We start from the raw sequence: 15,153 nt of genomic DNA on the forward strand, positions 1-15,153 counted from the left end.
GTCAGTGGAGGCGCATTATAGGGAGTTATTTCAGGCTGACAAGGGGAAATTTAAAATAATCTTCCGAGTGCGTATTTTTTATTCTTTGCGCTTATTTTAACAACGCTTTGTTGGTTAATTGGGCTATTTCTCGCGCGAATCTCGCAACCTGTTCCCAATCGGTATACACCACTTCTTTATTCGTATCCGTTTCACCGCCCGACATCTTCATTATCAGTTGGATCATAACGCGGTCATACCAGCGATAGCGTGGATACCGCAAAGCACCCGCAATGACTGCGCTGTGGTCTGGTCGCCACGGCGAACTCATCAGGAACTTACGCGCATAGCTGTTGGTTTGCGGCGTACGTTTCTCCGGTTTACGGGCAACCAGGTTTACGGAGTAGAACGCGCTCGGCATCGAATTCAGCCGTGTGGCATGCTTTTTCACAAACTCCTGAAAAGCAGCATGGTAATGACCGTAGCGAATCGAGGCGCCAATTACCACGCTGTCATAATTTTGCCAGTCCGGCTCCGCGGTACGATGCAAATTAACAACATCTGCCCAAACGCCCAGCTCTTTGAGTTCAGAAGCCAGATATTCAGCGATTTCACGCGTTTGTCCGTCCCGGGAAGAAAAAAGAATCAGTGTTTTCACGTGTTACTCCATTATTCACGCCAGAAGGTAGGGGTAAAGAGCACCAGCAGAGTAAAGACCTCCAGACGACCAAACAGCATATTGGCAATCAGGATCCACTTCGCCACAGGGTTCATACTGGCAAAGTTGTCGGCGACAACCCCCAGTCCTGGCCCCAGGTTATTCAACGTTGCCACTACGGAGGCAAACGCGGAGAAGTCATCAACACCGGTCGCAATAATCGCCAGCATACTGATAATAAAGACCAGCGCATAGGCAGAGAAGAATCCCCATACGGCTTCAAGAATTCGCTCCGGCAACGCACGGTTACCCAGTTTGATACTGTAAACCGCATTCGGATGGACCAGTCGTTTCAATTCGCGGTTACCCTGCTTAAACAGCAGCAGGATACGAATCACCTTCAAGCCACCGCCCGTCGACCCGGCACAACCGCCGATAAAAGCAGAACACAGCAACAGCACTGGCAGGAACAGGGGCCAGCGGGCAATACTGTCCGTGGTAAATCCGGCGGTCGTCGCCATCGATACCACCTGGAAAAAGGCCTGGTTGATCGTTGTGAGCGCCGAGCCATAGGTATTGTGTATCCATAGCACCAGCGTACAGACTGCCACCAGCGTCAACTGCACGCCGATAAACATGCGGAATTCCGGATCCCGCCAGTAGACCTTCAGACTACGCCCACTTAATAAAGAGAAGTGCAGACCATAGTTACAACCGGAGATCAGCAAGAAGATAGCAATGATGGTGTTAATCGTGGGACTGTCGAAATACCCCACGCTGGCATCGTGTGTGGAAAAACCACCGATGGCGATTGTGGCAAAACTGTGCCCTATGGCGTCAAACGCGGGCATCCCGGCAAACCATAGCGCCAGCGCGCACGCCACCGTCAGTAATACATAGATTAGCCACAGCGTTTTCGCCGTTTCGGCAATACGCGGGCGCATTTTATTATCTTTCAGCGGCCCCGGCATTTCTGCACGATAGAGCTGCATCCCACCAACGCCAAGAATAGGCAGGATAGCCACCGCCAGCACGATGATCCCCATCCCGCCGAACCATTGCAGCATCTGGCGATAAAAGAGAATCGCGTGTGGCAATGAATCCAGCCCCACCAGCGTCGTCGCACCTGTAGTGGTTAATCCGGAAAAGGATTCAAAAAAAGCGTCGGTTATCGTTAGGTTAGGGCTTTCTGCAAAGATGAACGGTAGCGCACCCACACTGCCCAGAACGGTCCAGAACAAAACGACAATCAGAAATCCTTCGCGCGATTTCAGCTCGCCCTTCTCTTTACGGTTTGGCCACCACAGCATGGAGCCGATCGCCAGAGCAACGAAGAAAGTTTGGGTGAATGCACGCCCTGCCCCATCGCGGTAGATGAGCGCTACCAGTCCGGGGATAATCATTGTCCCCGAGAATAAGATGACCAGTAGTCCAACGATTCGGGTGATGGCGCGAAAATGCATCTCTGCCGCTTCCTTAGTTCTTTAAAATGAGGTGGGGATTATTCTTCAATCGCTAACAATTGCAATGAACCACGACTAAAATCCGCCAGTTTTGCCGAAAACTCATCCACTTTGGCAAAAGGAAGCGCCACCCTGAGCCGAACAAAAGCCTGGTAATCACTGGCAACGACTTTACCGTCAAACTGCCCCAGCAAGGCTTCAATGCCTGCCAGCTGACCGTACTCACACTGCAAAGTATATTCGGTTAATGGCGTCTTGCGCTGTGTCGTTAACTGGCGCAACGCCTGATTCACACCACCACCGTAGGCTTTTACCAACCCTCCAGTACCGAGAAGGATACCGCCGTAGTAGCGCACGACTACAGCGGTAATCTCGCCGACACCGCTCCCCATCAGCTGCGCGAGCATCGGTTTACCTGCCGTACCCGCCGGTTCGCCATCGTCTGAAAACCCTAGCTGCTGCGAGTCATTGGGCGCACCCGCCACCCACGCCACACAATGGTGACGGGCGTCCGGGTGTTCCGCTTTGACTGACTCAACAAACGCCTTTGCCGCTTCTACGCCGTCAGTATGGGCGAGCAGCGTAATGAAGCGGCTTTTTTTGATCTCTTCGACGACGCTAACCGGCGCCGCAGGGATTAACCAACTGTCCATTACGCCAGTTTCAAATCCCGCGTCATGTTTTCGATATTGTTTTCGTGGACCACCACGTTGTCTTCAATACGAATACCGCCGAACGGTTTCAGTGCTTCAATTTTCTGCCAGTTGAAGTGCTTGCTGAACTGTCCTTCACGCCACGGTGCCAACAGAGATTCAATGAAGTAAATGCCCGGTTCGATGGTCAGAACCATGCCTGGTTGCAGTACGCGGGTGCAACGCAGGTAAGGATACTTCGACGGCGCGGCCAGATGAGTACCGCTGTCATCCTGCATAAAGCCTGCGACATCATGTACCTGCAGGCCCAGCGGGTGACCAATACCGTGCGGCATAAACGGCCCGGTAAGATCGTTTTCCACCATCGCTTCTTCACTCATACCGGTGATGATTTGATGCTTACGCAGCAGCTTCGCGATACGCTGATGGAACTGAATGTGATAATCCACGTAGCTGGTGCCTGCTTTCATGGTGGCAATCAGCGCCAGCTCTTCGTCGTTAACGTCTTTCACCAGATGCGCATAGTCGTTGTCGTTTTTCGCCGACCAGGTACGCGTCAGGTCAGCCGCATAGCCGTTGTATTCCGCACCAGCGTCGAGCAGGAAACTGCGGATTTCAGACGGTGCCTGATGATCCAGCTTGGTGTAATGAAGAACCGAAGCATGCTCGTTAAGCGCCACGATGTTGCTGTATGGCACGTCGGTGTCGCGGTGACCGGTGGCAGTCAGGTAAGCGAGGTTGATGTCAAACTCGCTCATTCCGGAACGGAACGCTTCTTCTGCTGCACGGTGTCCATTTACCGCCATTTTCTGCGCTTCGCGCATACAGGCCAGTTCGTATTCCGTTTTATAGGCGCGGTAATAATGCAGGTAGTCGATCACCCCTTTCGGGTTGATGTTGCTGGCCGCGATGTCCAGTTGCAGCGCACGTTCCGGAACCGGGCCGATGTAACCGATATTGCCTCGAGCAGCAGGCAGTTGGCTACCGATACCATCCGCTTTCGGCAGCGCGATGATCTCGATTTCTTCCGTCCAGAAAGAGGTTGGTAGCGGCTCAACGTTGTGCCAGTAATCGACCGGCAGGTAGAACCACAGTTTCGGCTTGTTTACGCCATCCACCAGCAACCAGCAGTTAGGAACCTGTGTTACAGGCACCCAGGCTTTAAATTGTGGATTGACCTTAAACGGATATGGATGATCGTCGAGAAAGACGTTAACAAGTTCGCCAGAGTGAATAAGTAACGCATCCAGTTTGAAGCGATCCAGCGCGTCGCGCGTCCGTTCCTGTAAGGTAACGATATGATTTTTATAGAGTGCGGCCAGCGATTCCATTTTCTACCCTTCTGTTTTTTGACCTCAAGTCTCCGCATCTTAGCACATCGCTTTGTGAGTGCGTGATTTCTGCCGAGCGTGATCGAATCGTCATTTCTTTAATCATTCATTTGCATTTTATTAACATAAAACACACACTTCGATTCATCTGGTATGACCAGATCACCTTGCGGATTCAGGAGACTGACATGCTTTACAAAGGCGACACCCTGTACCTCGACTGGCTGGAAGATGGCATCGCCGAACTGGTGTTCGATGCCCCTGGTTCGGTCAATAAACTCGACACGGCCACCGTTGCCAGCCTGGGCCATGTGCTTGATGTGCTGGAAAAACAACCGAATTTAAAAGGGCTGCTACTGCGTTCTAACAAAGCAGCCTTTATTGTTGGTGCCGATATCACCGAATTCCTTTCACTGTTCCTCGTGCCTGAAGAACAACTGAGCCAGTGGCTGCATTTTGCCAACAGCGTCTTTAATCGCCTCGAAGATCTGCCTGTTCCGACCCTCTCAGCGGTAAACGGCTACGCGCTGGGTGGCGGCTGCGAGTGTGTTCTGGCAACCGATTATCGTCTGGCAACGCCGGACCTGCGCATTGGCCTGCCGGAAACCAAGCTGGGCATTATGCCGGGCTTTGGCGGTTCCGTGCGTATGCCACGTATGCTGGGTGCGGACAGCGCGCTGGAAATTATTGCGGCAGGTAAGGATGTTGGTGCTGAGCAGGCGCTAAAAATCGGCCTGGTCGATGGCGTAGTGAAGCAAGACAAACTGCTTGATGGCGCGATCGCGGTATTACGTCAGGCGATCAACGGCGACCTCGACTGGAAGGCCAAACGCCGGCCGAAGCTGGAGCCGTTGAAACTCAGCAAAATTGAAGCGGCTATGAGCTTTACCATCGCTAAAGGCATGGTGGCACAGACGGCAGGGAAGCATTATCCCGCGCCGATTACCGCGGTAAAAACCATTGAAGCAGCGGCCCGTTTTGGCCGTGAAGAAGCGCTGAATCTGGAAAATAAAAGCTTTGTTCCACTGGCGCACACCAGTGAAGCTCGCGCGCTGGTTGGGATCTTCCTTAACGATCAGTTCGTCAAAGCCAAAGCCAAAAAACTCACCAAAAATATTGAAGCACCGAAGCAAGCTGCGGTGCTGGGCGCGGGCATTATGGGCGGCGGCATCGCTTACCAGTCAGCCTGGAAAGGCGTGCCGGTTGTCATGAAAGATATCAACGACAAATCATTAACGCTGGGCATGACCGAAGCGGCCAAGCTGCTGAACAAACAGCTTGAGCGCGGCAAAATTGACGGTCTGAAAATGGCGGGCGTGATTTCCACTATTCATCCAACCCTCAACTATAGCGGTTTTGAGCGTGTGGACGTGGTGGTTGAAGCTGTCGTGGAAAACCCGAAAGTGAAAAAAGCGGTACTGGCAGAAACCGAAGATCAGGTACGCCCGGACACCGTACTGGCTTCAAATACCTCCACCATCCCAATCAACGAGCTGGCCAGCGCGCTCAAGCGCCCGGAAAACTTCTGTGGGATGCACTTCTTTAACCCAGTACACCGCATGCCACTGGTTGAGATTATTCGCGGCGAGAAAAGCTCGGATGAAACCATCGCCAAAGTTGTCGCCTGGGCAAGCCAGATGGGCAAAACCCCAATTGTGGTCAACGACTGCCCTGGTTTCTTTGTGAACCGCGTGCTGTTCCCGTATTTTGCCGGTTTCAGCCAGCTGCTGCGCGATGGGGCGGATTTCCGCAAAGTCGACAAAGTCATGGAAAAACAGTTTGGCTGGCCGATGGGCCCGGCTTATCTGCTGGACGTGGTGGGAATTGATACCGCACATCACGCGCAGGCAGTGATGTCCGCAGGCTTCCCACAGCGTATGCAGAAAGATTATCGCGACGCGATAGACGCCCTGTTTGATGCGAACCGTTTCGGACAGAAAAACGGTCTTGGATTCTGGCGTTATAAAGAAGACAACAAGGGCAAGCCGAAGAAAGAAGAGGATGCCACCGTTGACGATCTGCTGGCAGAAGTCAGCCAGCCGAAACGCGACTTCAGTGATGAAGAGATTATCGCTCGCATGATGATCCCAATGGTCAACGAAGTGGTGCGTTGTCTGGAAGAAGGCATTATCGCCAGCCCGGCAGAAGCCGACATGGCGCTGGTTTATGGCCTGGGCTTCCCTCCGTTCCATGGTGGCGCGTTCCGCTGGTTGGATACGCTCGGCAGCGCGAAGTATCTCGATATGGCCCAGCAGTATCAGCACCTCGGAGCGCTGTATGAAGTTCCGGCTGGTCTGCGTGATAAGGCGCGCCATAACGAACCGTATTATCCCCAAGTTGAGCCTGCCCGCCCGGTTGGCAGCCTGAAAACGGCTTAAGGAGTCACAATGGAACAGGTTGTAATTGTTGATGCGATCCGTACCCCGATGGGCCGTTCGAAAGGGGGCGCGTTTCGTAACGTGCGGGCAGAAGATCTCTCCGCACACTTAATGCGTAGCCTGCTGGCGCGAAATCCTGCGCTGGAGCCATCCGCGCTTGATGATATTTACTGGGGCTGTGTGCAGCAAACGCTGGAGCAGGGTTTCAACATCGCCCGTAACGCCGCGCTGCTGGCGGAAGTTCCGCACTCCGTTCCAGCCGTCACGGTCAACCGCCTGTGCGGTTCGTCCATGCAGGCGCTGCACGATGCGGCACGCATGATCATGACCGGCGATGCTCAGGCGTGCCTGATTGGCGGCGTGGAGCATATGGGCCATGTGCCAATGAGCCACGGCGTTGATTTCCATCCGGGCATGAGCCGCAACGTGGCAAAAGCCGCGGGAATGATGGGTCTGACTGCGGAAATGCTCTCTCGCATGCACGGCATCAGCCGTGAAATGCAGGATGCTTTCGCCGCACGTTCGCATGCTCGCGCCTGGGCTGCAACACAGTCTGGCGCATTTAAAAACGAAATCATCCCGACCGGCGGCCATGATGCCGACGGCGTGCTGAAGCAGTTTAACTACGATGAGGTTATCCGTCCGGAGACAACCGTTGAAGCGCTCTCCACCCTGCGCCCGGCGTTCGATCCGGTTAGCGGAACGGTCACTGCCGGTACCTCCTCCGCACTCTCCGACGGCGCTGCGGCGATGCTGGTCATGAGCGAAAGTCGCGCCCGTGAGCTGGGTCTGACGCCGCGTGCCCGTATTCGTTCGATGGCTGTTGTTGGTTGCGACCCTTCAATCATGGGTTACGGTCCGGTTCCGGCCTCAAAACTGGCGCTGAAAAAAGCGGGACTCTCCACCAGCGATATCGGTTTGTTTGAGATGAACGAAGCCTTTGCCGCTCAGATCCTGCCGTGCATTAAAGATCTGGGGCTGATGGAGCAGATCGATGAGAAGATCAACCTCAACGGCGGGGCGATCGCTTTGGGCCATCCGTTGGGTTGCTCTGGGGCGCGTATCAGCACCACCCTGCTCAATCTGATGGAACGCAAAGACGTACAGTTTGGCCTGGCGACGATGTGTATCGGGTTAGGCCAGGGCATCGCGACGGTATTTGAGCGAGTTTAATCAAAGCATGCCGGGGGCGCTTCGCTTGCCCGGCCTACGAAATGTTATCTCAAAGCCATTGGTGCCAGAACAAGGCGGCAAGTGAATGACAAATTCGTCAGGAACGAATTTGAACAGCCGAAGGCTGCTTTCAGTGAGGGACACGGATGTCCCTCATTCATCCCGATGAGCTTACGTATAGTAAGTGATTCGGGTGAATGAGCGCAGCCAACACAGTTATGGTGCCAATGGCGAAGAGAGAAAGTTTAGTTGCCGTTCTTCCCGCCTGTCAGGGGCGGGTTTTTTATTTCCCTGAACTACCACGTACCACTAACTGCACCGGCAACAGCAGATTCTCTTCCTGATTTTCTTCCAGCAATAAACGCAGCGCTTCACGCCCCAATTGTTGTTTATCAACCGCAATGGTGGTGAGTGGTGGATGTGACCAGGCCGCAGCATCGATATCATCAAACCCAACCAGCGCAAGATCTTCCGGGATACGTATACCCTGCTGCGCACACACCCGTTGAACAACCAGCGCTGCCGCATCGTTATAGGCAAAAATAGCGTCGGGCGGCTCTGGCAGACTGAGCAATTCATTCACCGCCTCCACCAAAGATTGCTCGGTATCCAGCAGCGGCGGCGCAATGGCTTCATACTCTGGCGGCATCAGCAAACGGGCCTCATACAATGCCTGACGGTAACCCTTCTCGCGCTGACGGATGCTGTAGTGCGCAAGCGTGCTGGCAAGAAAAGCAATACGGCTGCGACCTTGTGCAATCAAATGTTGTGTAGCCAGATAACCGCCCTGGGTGTTGTCCGGATTCACGCAAGGCAGGCCCGGCGCCCAGAGATCCACCAGCACCAACGGCAGCTTCATCTGTTGCAGCAAGCCAAGTAATTCAGGCTCAAAAAATCCGGCACAGATCAGCGCATCAGGCTGGTGCAGCAGCACCTGCTCACTCACTGCATCGCCTGGACCAATGGAGAGAAAGCTCAGCGCAATACCATGGTCACGACAGTTATCTTCTATGCCCAGCAGCAGTTGAGAGTAAAACGGCAATGCCCGGCTGATATTGTGCTGGCGGTGAAGCAAAAACAGGACGCGTTTGATCTTGTCAGTGCGCAGACGGGAAAAATCATAACCCTGCTGCTGCGCCACAGAAATAATACGCAGCCGGGTGTCTTCACGCAGCCCCGGCTGCCCTTTTAGGGCGCGGGAAACTGCACCAACTGAAACACCACAAGCTTCGGCAATATCTCTGATACGTACAGGTTTCGTCATTTCACTCTCATTGATTCTACTATGGCTTGTTGCGCCCCCAGCCAGGCCGCACCGCGTACGCCGCTGCTGTCGCCGTGACGGGCCCGAACGATCGGTGTGCGGCACTGCTTACCAAATACGTACTGCGCCACTCGCGCCTGCAAACCCGAATACAGTAAATCGATATTGGATACCCCACCCCCAAGCACGATAACATCGGGATCGAGCGTATTCACCACGCCCGCCAACGCACGCGCCAGTTGATCGCAATAACGTTCCCATACAAAGCAGGCATCCGCATCACCCGATTCTACCTGTTGCATAATTTGTGGCACACCCACATGCTGCGCGGTGTGATTCAGGTACTGGCGTTCCAGACCGCTGCCGGAAATAAAGCTCTCAATACAGTTCAACTGTCCGCAATAGCATCTCACTCCAGCCCCGTCCTGAGATTCGTGGTAGCGCGGCAATGCATTATGCCCCCACTCTCCTGCGCAGGCGTTAGGTCCAGAGATCAAGCGGTTATCGATGCATAGTCCACCGCCGCAACCGGTACCGAGGATCACGCCAAATACCACGCTATACCCGTGTCCGCTACCGTCCATCGCTTCCGACAAGGTAAAGCAGTTGGCATCATTAGTAACCGGCACTGGCATTCCTGATGCTCGCTCAAGGTCTTGCGCAAAGGCCTGTTGATTGAGCACCAGGATATTCGAATTCTTAATCAAACCTTCGCTATCCACCGCGCCAGGCACCCCAACGCCAACCGATAAAGGCTGATTAACGGCCAGTCTGGCCTTAGCAATCATCTCCGTCACGGCCTGGAAAAAATCACCGTAACTCTGCTTTGGTGTCGCGCATCGCTCGCGGTAAACAATTTCACCCGCGTTATCAATCACCACCGCTTCGATTTTAGTCCCGCCAATATCCAGTCCGAGTCTCATGGTCTTCCTCGTTTGCACCTTGCAATTTGATTGCGTCTAGTTTGCCAATTTTGTTTACTAAACAAAAATAGACCTGTCACAAAAGCTAAGTTTTGTCATTAATAGATAGGAAAAACATGTTTACTAAAAAACGTGGTGAAAAAAAGAAACAACGAGACCGGGCTTGCACCCTGTTAGAAGAAGTAAGGTTGGTGATGAATGCGCCGGAAGGACTCCGGCGCACAGCACTTAAATGAACGCGAAAGCGTCGCCAAACAGGCGATCTTCACGCGCACTGCGTTCATTACAGAACAGATCGCGCGCGATTTTGGCCATTTCGAAACGCCCGGCGATGTAGATATCATGCTCCGCCAGGGTACCGTAATCCTGCAATACTGCCGTTAACACGGTTCCCGTACGACCACGCCAGCCGTCTTCAGGCTGTTCCACCACCGGCTCAACGCGCAGATTCGGGTGGTTCACAGACAGCGCTTCCAGCTCGGAGAGATCGTAGAGATGCTTCTCCTCGCGACCACCCCAGTAAATGGTGATATCGCGATTTGGATTACGCGCCAGCGCGGTAAGCAGAATAGAACGCACGTATGAGAAACCTGTACCACCGGCAATCAGGATCAGCGGGCGCTCGTCTTCATCTCGCAGCCAGGCTTCGCCATGCGGAATGTCGACCTTGATTTCCCGGTCTTTCAGAATACGGTCCATCACAGCCATGGCGTAAAGATTTAGCTCAGAGGCGCCAACATGCAGCTCAATGAATCCTTGCTCGTCCGGCGTTGATGCCATGGAAAACGGACGCTTATCCCTTTCATCCATCACGACCATTAAATACTGGCCAGCACGAAAGGAAAACGCCGCGTCTGGCACTAAACGAACGCGATATACGGTGTCAGTGATAGCTTCTACCGAGGTCACTTTACAGCTTAAGGTTGTCATGCGCTCTCTCTGTCGGATCAATAGGCAAAACGATCGCGCCTCAGGCGCTTTTGCCGTCATTAAAGATGGCCAGTTCATCCCAAATTGCGTCAATGCGCGCAGTCACTTCAGGATCTTTTTTAATCGGACGTCCCCATTCACGTTGGGTTTCGCCCGGCCATTTATTTGTGGCATCCAGCCCCATTTTTGAACCAAGGCCGGAAACCGGCGAGGCAAAGTCCAGGTAATCAATTGGCGTATTCTCTACCAGTACCGTATCCCGGGCCGGGTCCATACGGGTAGTAATTGCCCAAATCACATCATTCCAGTCGCGTGCGTTGACGTCATCATCGCAAACAATAACAAATTTGGTGTACATAAACTGACGCAAAAACGACCAAACACCCATCATGACGCGTTTGGCATGGCCAGCGTACTGTTTTTTCATCGTCACGACGGCCAGGCGATAAGAACAGCCTTCCGGAGGTAGATAAAAATCGACGATTTCCGGGAACTGCTTTTGCAGAATAGGCACGAAGACTTCGTTCAGCGCCACGCCGAGCACCGCGGGTTCATCTGGCGGGCGTCCGGTATAGGTAGAGTGATAAATTGCATCTTCACGCTGGGTAATGTGCGTGACGGTAAAGACCGGGAAGCTATCTACTTCGTTGTAGTAGCCGGTATGATCGCCATACGGCCCTTCCGGAGCCAGCTCGCCCGGTTCAATGTACCCTTCCAGCACGATTTCTGCGCTGGCAGGCACTTCCAGATCGTTGGAAATACATTTAACCACTTCGGTCTTGGTTCCGCGCAACAGCCCGGCAAATGCGTACTCGGATAATGTATCAGGGACCGGCGTCACGGCCCCCAGAATGGTCGCAGGATCTGCTCCTAACGCCACAGAAACCGGGAAGCGTTCGCCCGGATGCGCTGCGCACCACTCCTGGTAATCAAGCGCGCCGCCGCGATGGGACAGCCAGCGCATAATGAGCTTGTTTTTGCCAATCAGCTGCTGACGATAGATGCCCAGATTCTGCCGCTCTTTATGCGGACCACGCGTCACGGTGAGCCCCCAGGTAATCAGCGGCGCGGCATCTTCCGGCCAGCAGGTCATAATCGGAATGCGGTTTAAATCAACGTCATCGCCCGAGTAGATTTTTTGCTGACAAGGTGCACCGCGCAACCGCTTAGTCGGCATGTTCAACACCTGCTTAAACTGCGGCAGCTTATCAAACAGATCGCGGAATCCTTTCGGTGGCTCTGGCTCTTTCAAAAACGCCAACAGTTTACCGACTTCTCGTAGCGCCGAGACATCTTCTTGTCCCATCCCCATCGCAACACGCTTTGGTGTGCCAAACAGGTTACACAGCACCGGCATTGAATAGCCTTTCGGATTCTCAAACAGTAACGCAGGCCCACCGGCACGCAGAGTGCGATCGGCAATTTCAGTAATTTCCAGGTGGGGATCCACCTCAAGCGAAATGCGTTTGAGCTCGCCCTGCTGTTCAAGCAGCGTCAGGAAGTCGCGTAAATCGTGATATTTCATGGCGTCCATTGTGGCCTCTTCGTAAGCGCTTCATTATACGGCGTTCATCATTGTGATGCTGTATTTTTGTTAAATTAGCGTGAACTCTGGCGATACATATAAGCCCCGGGCGTATATACCCATTGGGTTTCAGCCTGCGTTGAGGTGGGTATAATTAACTTAACGCATGGCTTTTGCTATGCTTGCGCTCAGAACAAGCGGATAAGAGTTATTATGCAATCCTGGTATTTACTGTACTGCAAACGTGGGCAACTTCAGAGAGCCCAGGAACACCTGGAAAGACAGGCGGTGAACTGCCTGACGCCTATGATCACCCTGGAAAAAATAGTGCGCGGTAAACGTACCACAGTCAGTGAACCACTATTCCCTAATTACATGTTTGTCGAGTTCGACCCGGAAGTGATCCACACCACCACTATCAATGCCACGCGTGGTGTCAGCCATTTCGTCCGTTTTGGCGCGACGCCTGCGACCGTCCCTTCTCCCGTTATTCACCAGCTTTCTATCTACAAGCCTGAAGGTATTGTGGACCCGCAAACTCCTCAGCCAGGGGACAGCGTGATTATTACTGAAGGGGCATTTGAGGGGCTAAAAGCGATCTTCACCGAACCGGATGGCGAAGCGCGTTCCATGCTACTGCTTAACCTGTTGAATAAAGAAGTTAAGCAGAGCGTGAAAAATACCGGTTTTCGAAAAATTTAAGCCGTTTAGAAGGTCACTTCGAACAACGTTCGGACGTTAGCATCAATGGTTGCTGACAGCCATTGAGGATCTTCTCCGCGCCAGTGGGCAATACGCTCAAGAATATGTGGCAGGTGCGCCGGTTCATTGCGCCGTGACGTCGGTTTAGGCGTTAAGTCGCGAGGAAGTAGGTAAGGCGCATCGGTTTCGATCAGTAGTCTTTCTACCGGAATAAACGGCAGCAGTTCCCGCAGTTCCATCCCACGGCGCTCATCACAGACCCAGCCGGTAATACCAATATAAAGCCCTCGGTCCACACAATCCTGCATCTCCTGCCGCGTTCCGGTAAAACAGTGCAGCACCGCGCCCGGGAGACTATCCAGCCACGGCTCCAGCAACGTCAGAAAACGCTCATGGGCATCCCGACAATGCATGAAAACCGGCATCTGCAGTTCAGCGGCAATGCGCAGTTGTGCCTCAAAAGCACGTTCCTGCTCCTGTGGCGTGGAGAAATTGCGATTGAAATCCAGACCGCACTCGCCAATAGCGACCACCTCAGACTGGTTTGCCAGCGCGATAATCTCGTCTTCCGTTGAGGATTGCCATTGGCTACTGTCATGCGGGTGCACGCCAGCCGTGGACCAGCAATGCGGATAATGTTGCGCCAACTTCAGCGCCTGCTGGCTTTCGTGCAGGTTTGTTCCGGTCAGAAGCATACCGTTTACGCCCGCAGCAAAGGCGCGCGCCACAACATCATCCCTGTCTTTCGCAAATTGTGAACTGGTTAAATTAACGCCAATATCAAACATGCTACCTCCCATATGACAACCGCCCTGACGGGCGGTTGAATTTACTCTTCTGTTTTCTCGGTGGCTTCGGCTTCTTTTGCTTCTTCAGCCTCGTTGTCCTCATCTCGCGTACGTCGCTTACCGACATAGAAACGAGAGAAGAAAACGCCCACTTCAAACAGGCAGTACATCGGTATCGCCAACAACGTTTGCGAGAAGACATCTGGCGGGGTCAGTAACATCCCGACGACGAATGCTCCCACCACAACGTAAGGTCGTTTCTTACGTAAATCTTCAGGTGTCGTAATGCCCATCCAGCATAGCAGCACAATGGCGACAGGGACCTCAAAAGAGACACCGAAAGCCATAAATAGCGCCATTACGAAGCTGAGATAGCTGGCAATGTCCGTCGATACCTGCACGCCTTGCGGAGCCGTGTTAGCCAGAAAACCAAACGCCAACGGGAAGACGACAAAATAGGCGAATGCCATGCCGATGTAGAACAACAACGAGCTGGAGACCAGCAGCGGCACAACCAGGCGACGTTCATGTTTGTACAAAGCAGGCGCAATGAATGCCCATACCTGGTAGAGGATCACTGGCGCTGACAGGATCAGCGACACCATGAAGGTTAACTTTATAGGGGTAAAGAACGGTGAGGCCACATCGGTGGCGATCATCGTTGCACCCTGCGGCATCTGTTTAATCAGCGGTGCCGCAACCATATGGTAAATGTCGTTGGCAAAGTAAACCAACGCCAGAAAGATCACGATAACCGCAATAATGCAGTTCAGGAGTCGCTTACGCAGCTCGATAAGATGCGTAATGAGCGGTTGGGTATCTTCTACAGCCATGTTTACGGTTTATCACTCGACGAGGGGGAGGATTCGACAACAGGTGCGGCAGCTTTCTTTTCTGCATCCATCAACGTGGCGGAAGTGTTTTCCGTCTGCTCTGGCGTTTTAGCACCCGCGGATTCCGGTTTTTGCTCCGGCGAACTGGCCTGGTTTTCAGCGGCGGCAGGGGTGACCCCTTCTCGCTGCGCTTCACCTTCTTTCACCACCGGATTATGGATAGTGTGCGCTTCATCGCTCGCTTTCTCAGGATCGTGCACGCTGTAAGAACGCTTCATCGATTCCGCCGCTTCACGCAGCTCATCCATTGACGCTTTCAGCTCCGGGGTCAGATTTGTCAGGCTCGCTTTCTCTACTTTCTTCAGGCTGTCCTGAAACTCCTGAAGCTTAAGCTCCTGGGTCAGTTCATTCTGAACAGTAGTTGCAAGGGAACGCAAAGCGCGAACCCAGCCAGCAACCGTTTTTACCGCTACAGGTAATCGTTGCGGCCCCAGAACAATGAGGCCGATCACGAACACCAATAACAGTTCGCTAAAACCGATATCAAACACGG

Annotated in this window: 14 protein-coding genes; 3 read left to right on the forward strand and 11 right to left on the reverse strand. The window is 53.3% G+C overall.

From position 1 onward, the window contains the following. Positions 1-91: 91 nt before the first annotated feature. From hemG to pepQ, 4 genes are read right to left on the reverse strand one after another with little or no spacing between them, the layout of a single operon-like run. A complete protein-coding gene (gene hemG, locus OGX97_RS03230; RefSeq protein ID WP_048237121.1) occupies positions 92-637 on the reverse strand; it encodes a menaquinone-dependent protoporphyrinogen IX dehydrogenase in 546 nt (181 codons plus the stop codon). A gap of 11 nt (positions 638-648) precedes the next feature. Beyond that, positions 649-2,100 carry a Trk system potassium transporter TrkH gene (gene trkH / locus OGX97_RS03235; protein ID WP_003017848.1) on the reverse strand — a complete coding sequence of 484 codons (1,452 nt, stop codon included), beginning with the start codon at positions 2,098-2,100 and terminating at the stop codon, positions 649-651. Between the two features lie 38 nt (positions 2,101-2,138). Beyond that, positions 2,139-2,753: an IMPACT family protein gene (locus tag OGX97_RS03240; protein ID WP_003017851.1), complete on the reverse strand. Its 615-nt coding sequence runs from the start codon at positions 2,751-2,753 to the stop codon at positions 2,139-2,141. Further along, on the reverse strand, positions 2,753-4,084 hold the full coding sequence (gene pepQ, locus OGX97_RS03245; RefSeq protein ID WP_008787103.1) for a Xaa-Pro dipeptidase: 1,332 nt from the start codon (positions 4,082-4,084) through the stop codon (positions 2,753-2,755). The genes OGX97_RS03240 and pepQ overlap by 1 nt, the downstream gene beginning before the upstream one ends. A 188-nt stretch (positions 4,085-4,272) precedes the next feature. Between pepQ and fadB the strand changes: the two genes are divergently transcribed. Next, positions 4,273-6,462: a fatty acid oxidation complex subunit alpha FadB gene (gene fadB, locus OGX97_RS03250; protein ID WP_279851051.1), complete on the forward strand. Its 2,190-nt coding sequence runs from the start codon at positions 4,273-4,275 to the stop codon at positions 6,460-6,462. Between the two features lie 9 nt (positions 6,463-6,471). Next, on the forward strand, positions 6,472-7,635 hold the full coding sequence (fadA, locus tag OGX97_RS03255) for an acetyl-CoA C-acyltransferase FadA (RefSeq protein WP_003828895.1): 1,164 nt from the start codon (positions 6,472-6,474) through the stop codon (positions 7,633-7,635). A 283-nt stretch (positions 7,636-7,918) separates the two neighbouring features. Here fadA and OGX97_RS03260 read toward each other — a convergent pair whose 3' ends face one another. The 4 genes from OGX97_RS03260 to ubiD all read right to left on the reverse strand — a co-directional run bounded on the left by OGX97_RS03260 (position 7,919) and on the right by ubiD (position 12,286). Further along, on the reverse strand, positions 7,919-8,899 hold the full coding sequence (locus OGX97_RS03260; protein ID WP_020996097.1) for a LacI family DNA-binding transcriptional regulator: 981 nt from the start codon (positions 8,897-8,899) through the stop codon (positions 7,919-7,921). Then, the gene (locus OGX97_RS03265) at positions 8,896-9,822 is read right to left on the reverse strand and encodes an ROK family protein (RefSeq protein ID WP_125363372.1); all 927 of its coding nucleotides are present in this window, start codon (positions 9,820-9,822) and stop codon (positions 8,896-8,898) included. The genes OGX97_RS03260 and OGX97_RS03265 overlap by 4 nt, the downstream gene beginning before the upstream one ends. A gap of 228 nt (positions 9,823-10,050) precedes the next feature. Beyond that, the gene (gene fre / locus OGX97_RS03270) at positions 10,051-10,752 is read right to left on the reverse strand and encodes an NAD(P)H-flavin reductase (protein ID WP_003828903.1); all 702 of its coding nucleotides are present in this window, start codon (positions 10,750-10,752) and stop codon (positions 10,051-10,053) included. A 40-nt stretch (positions 10,753-10,792) separates the two neighbouring features. Beyond that, positions 10,793-12,286 carry a 4-hydroxy-3-polyprenylbenzoate decarboxylase gene (gene ubiD / locus OGX97_RS03275; protein WP_003828905.1) on the reverse strand — a complete coding sequence of 498 codons (1,494 nt, stop codon included), beginning with the start codon at positions 12,284-12,286 and terminating at the stop codon, positions 10,793-10,795. A gap of 204 nt (positions 12,287-12,490) precedes the next feature. On the opposite strand from ubiD, the gene rfaH reads away from it, so the two are divergent. Beyond that, positions 12,491-12,979: a transcription/translation regulatory transformer protein RfaH gene (gene rfaH / locus OGX97_RS03280; protein WP_003017881.1), complete on the forward strand. Its 489-nt coding sequence runs from the start codon at positions 12,491-12,493 to the stop codon at positions 12,977-12,979. 5 nt (positions 12,980-12,984) lie between these two features. On the opposite strand, the gene tatD is transcribed toward rfaH, so the two are convergent. From tatD to tatB, 3 genes are read right to left on the reverse strand one after another with little or no spacing between them, the layout of a single operon-like run. Continuing rightward, entirely contained in the window at positions 12,985-13,767 is a 783-nt protein-coding gene (gene tatD, locus OGX97_RS03285) for a 3'-5' ssDNA/RNA exonuclease TatD (protein ID WP_032945714.1), read from the reverse strand. Positions 13,768-13,808: 41 nt separating this feature from the next. Continuing rightward, the gene (tatC, locus tag OGX97_RS03290) at positions 13,809-14,600 is read right to left on the reverse strand and encodes a Sec-independent protein translocase subunit TatC (protein WP_003828911.1); all 792 of its coding nucleotides are present in this window, start codon (positions 14,598-14,600) and stop codon (positions 13,809-13,811) included. A gap of 2 nt (positions 14,601-14,602) precedes the next feature. Then, a complete protein-coding gene (gene tatB / locus OGX97_RS03295) occupies positions 14,603-15,151 on the reverse strand; it encodes a Sec-independent protein translocase protein TatB (protein WP_008787098.1) in 549 nt (182 codons plus the stop codon). Positions 15,152-15,153: the final 2 nt, after the last annotated feature.

The sequence above is a fragment of the Citrobacter sp. Cpo061 genome (genome assembly GCF_030332845.1).
Lineage (GTDB): Bacteria > Pseudomonadota > Gammaproteobacteria > Enterobacterales > Enterobacteriaceae > Citrobacter > Citrobacter portucalensis.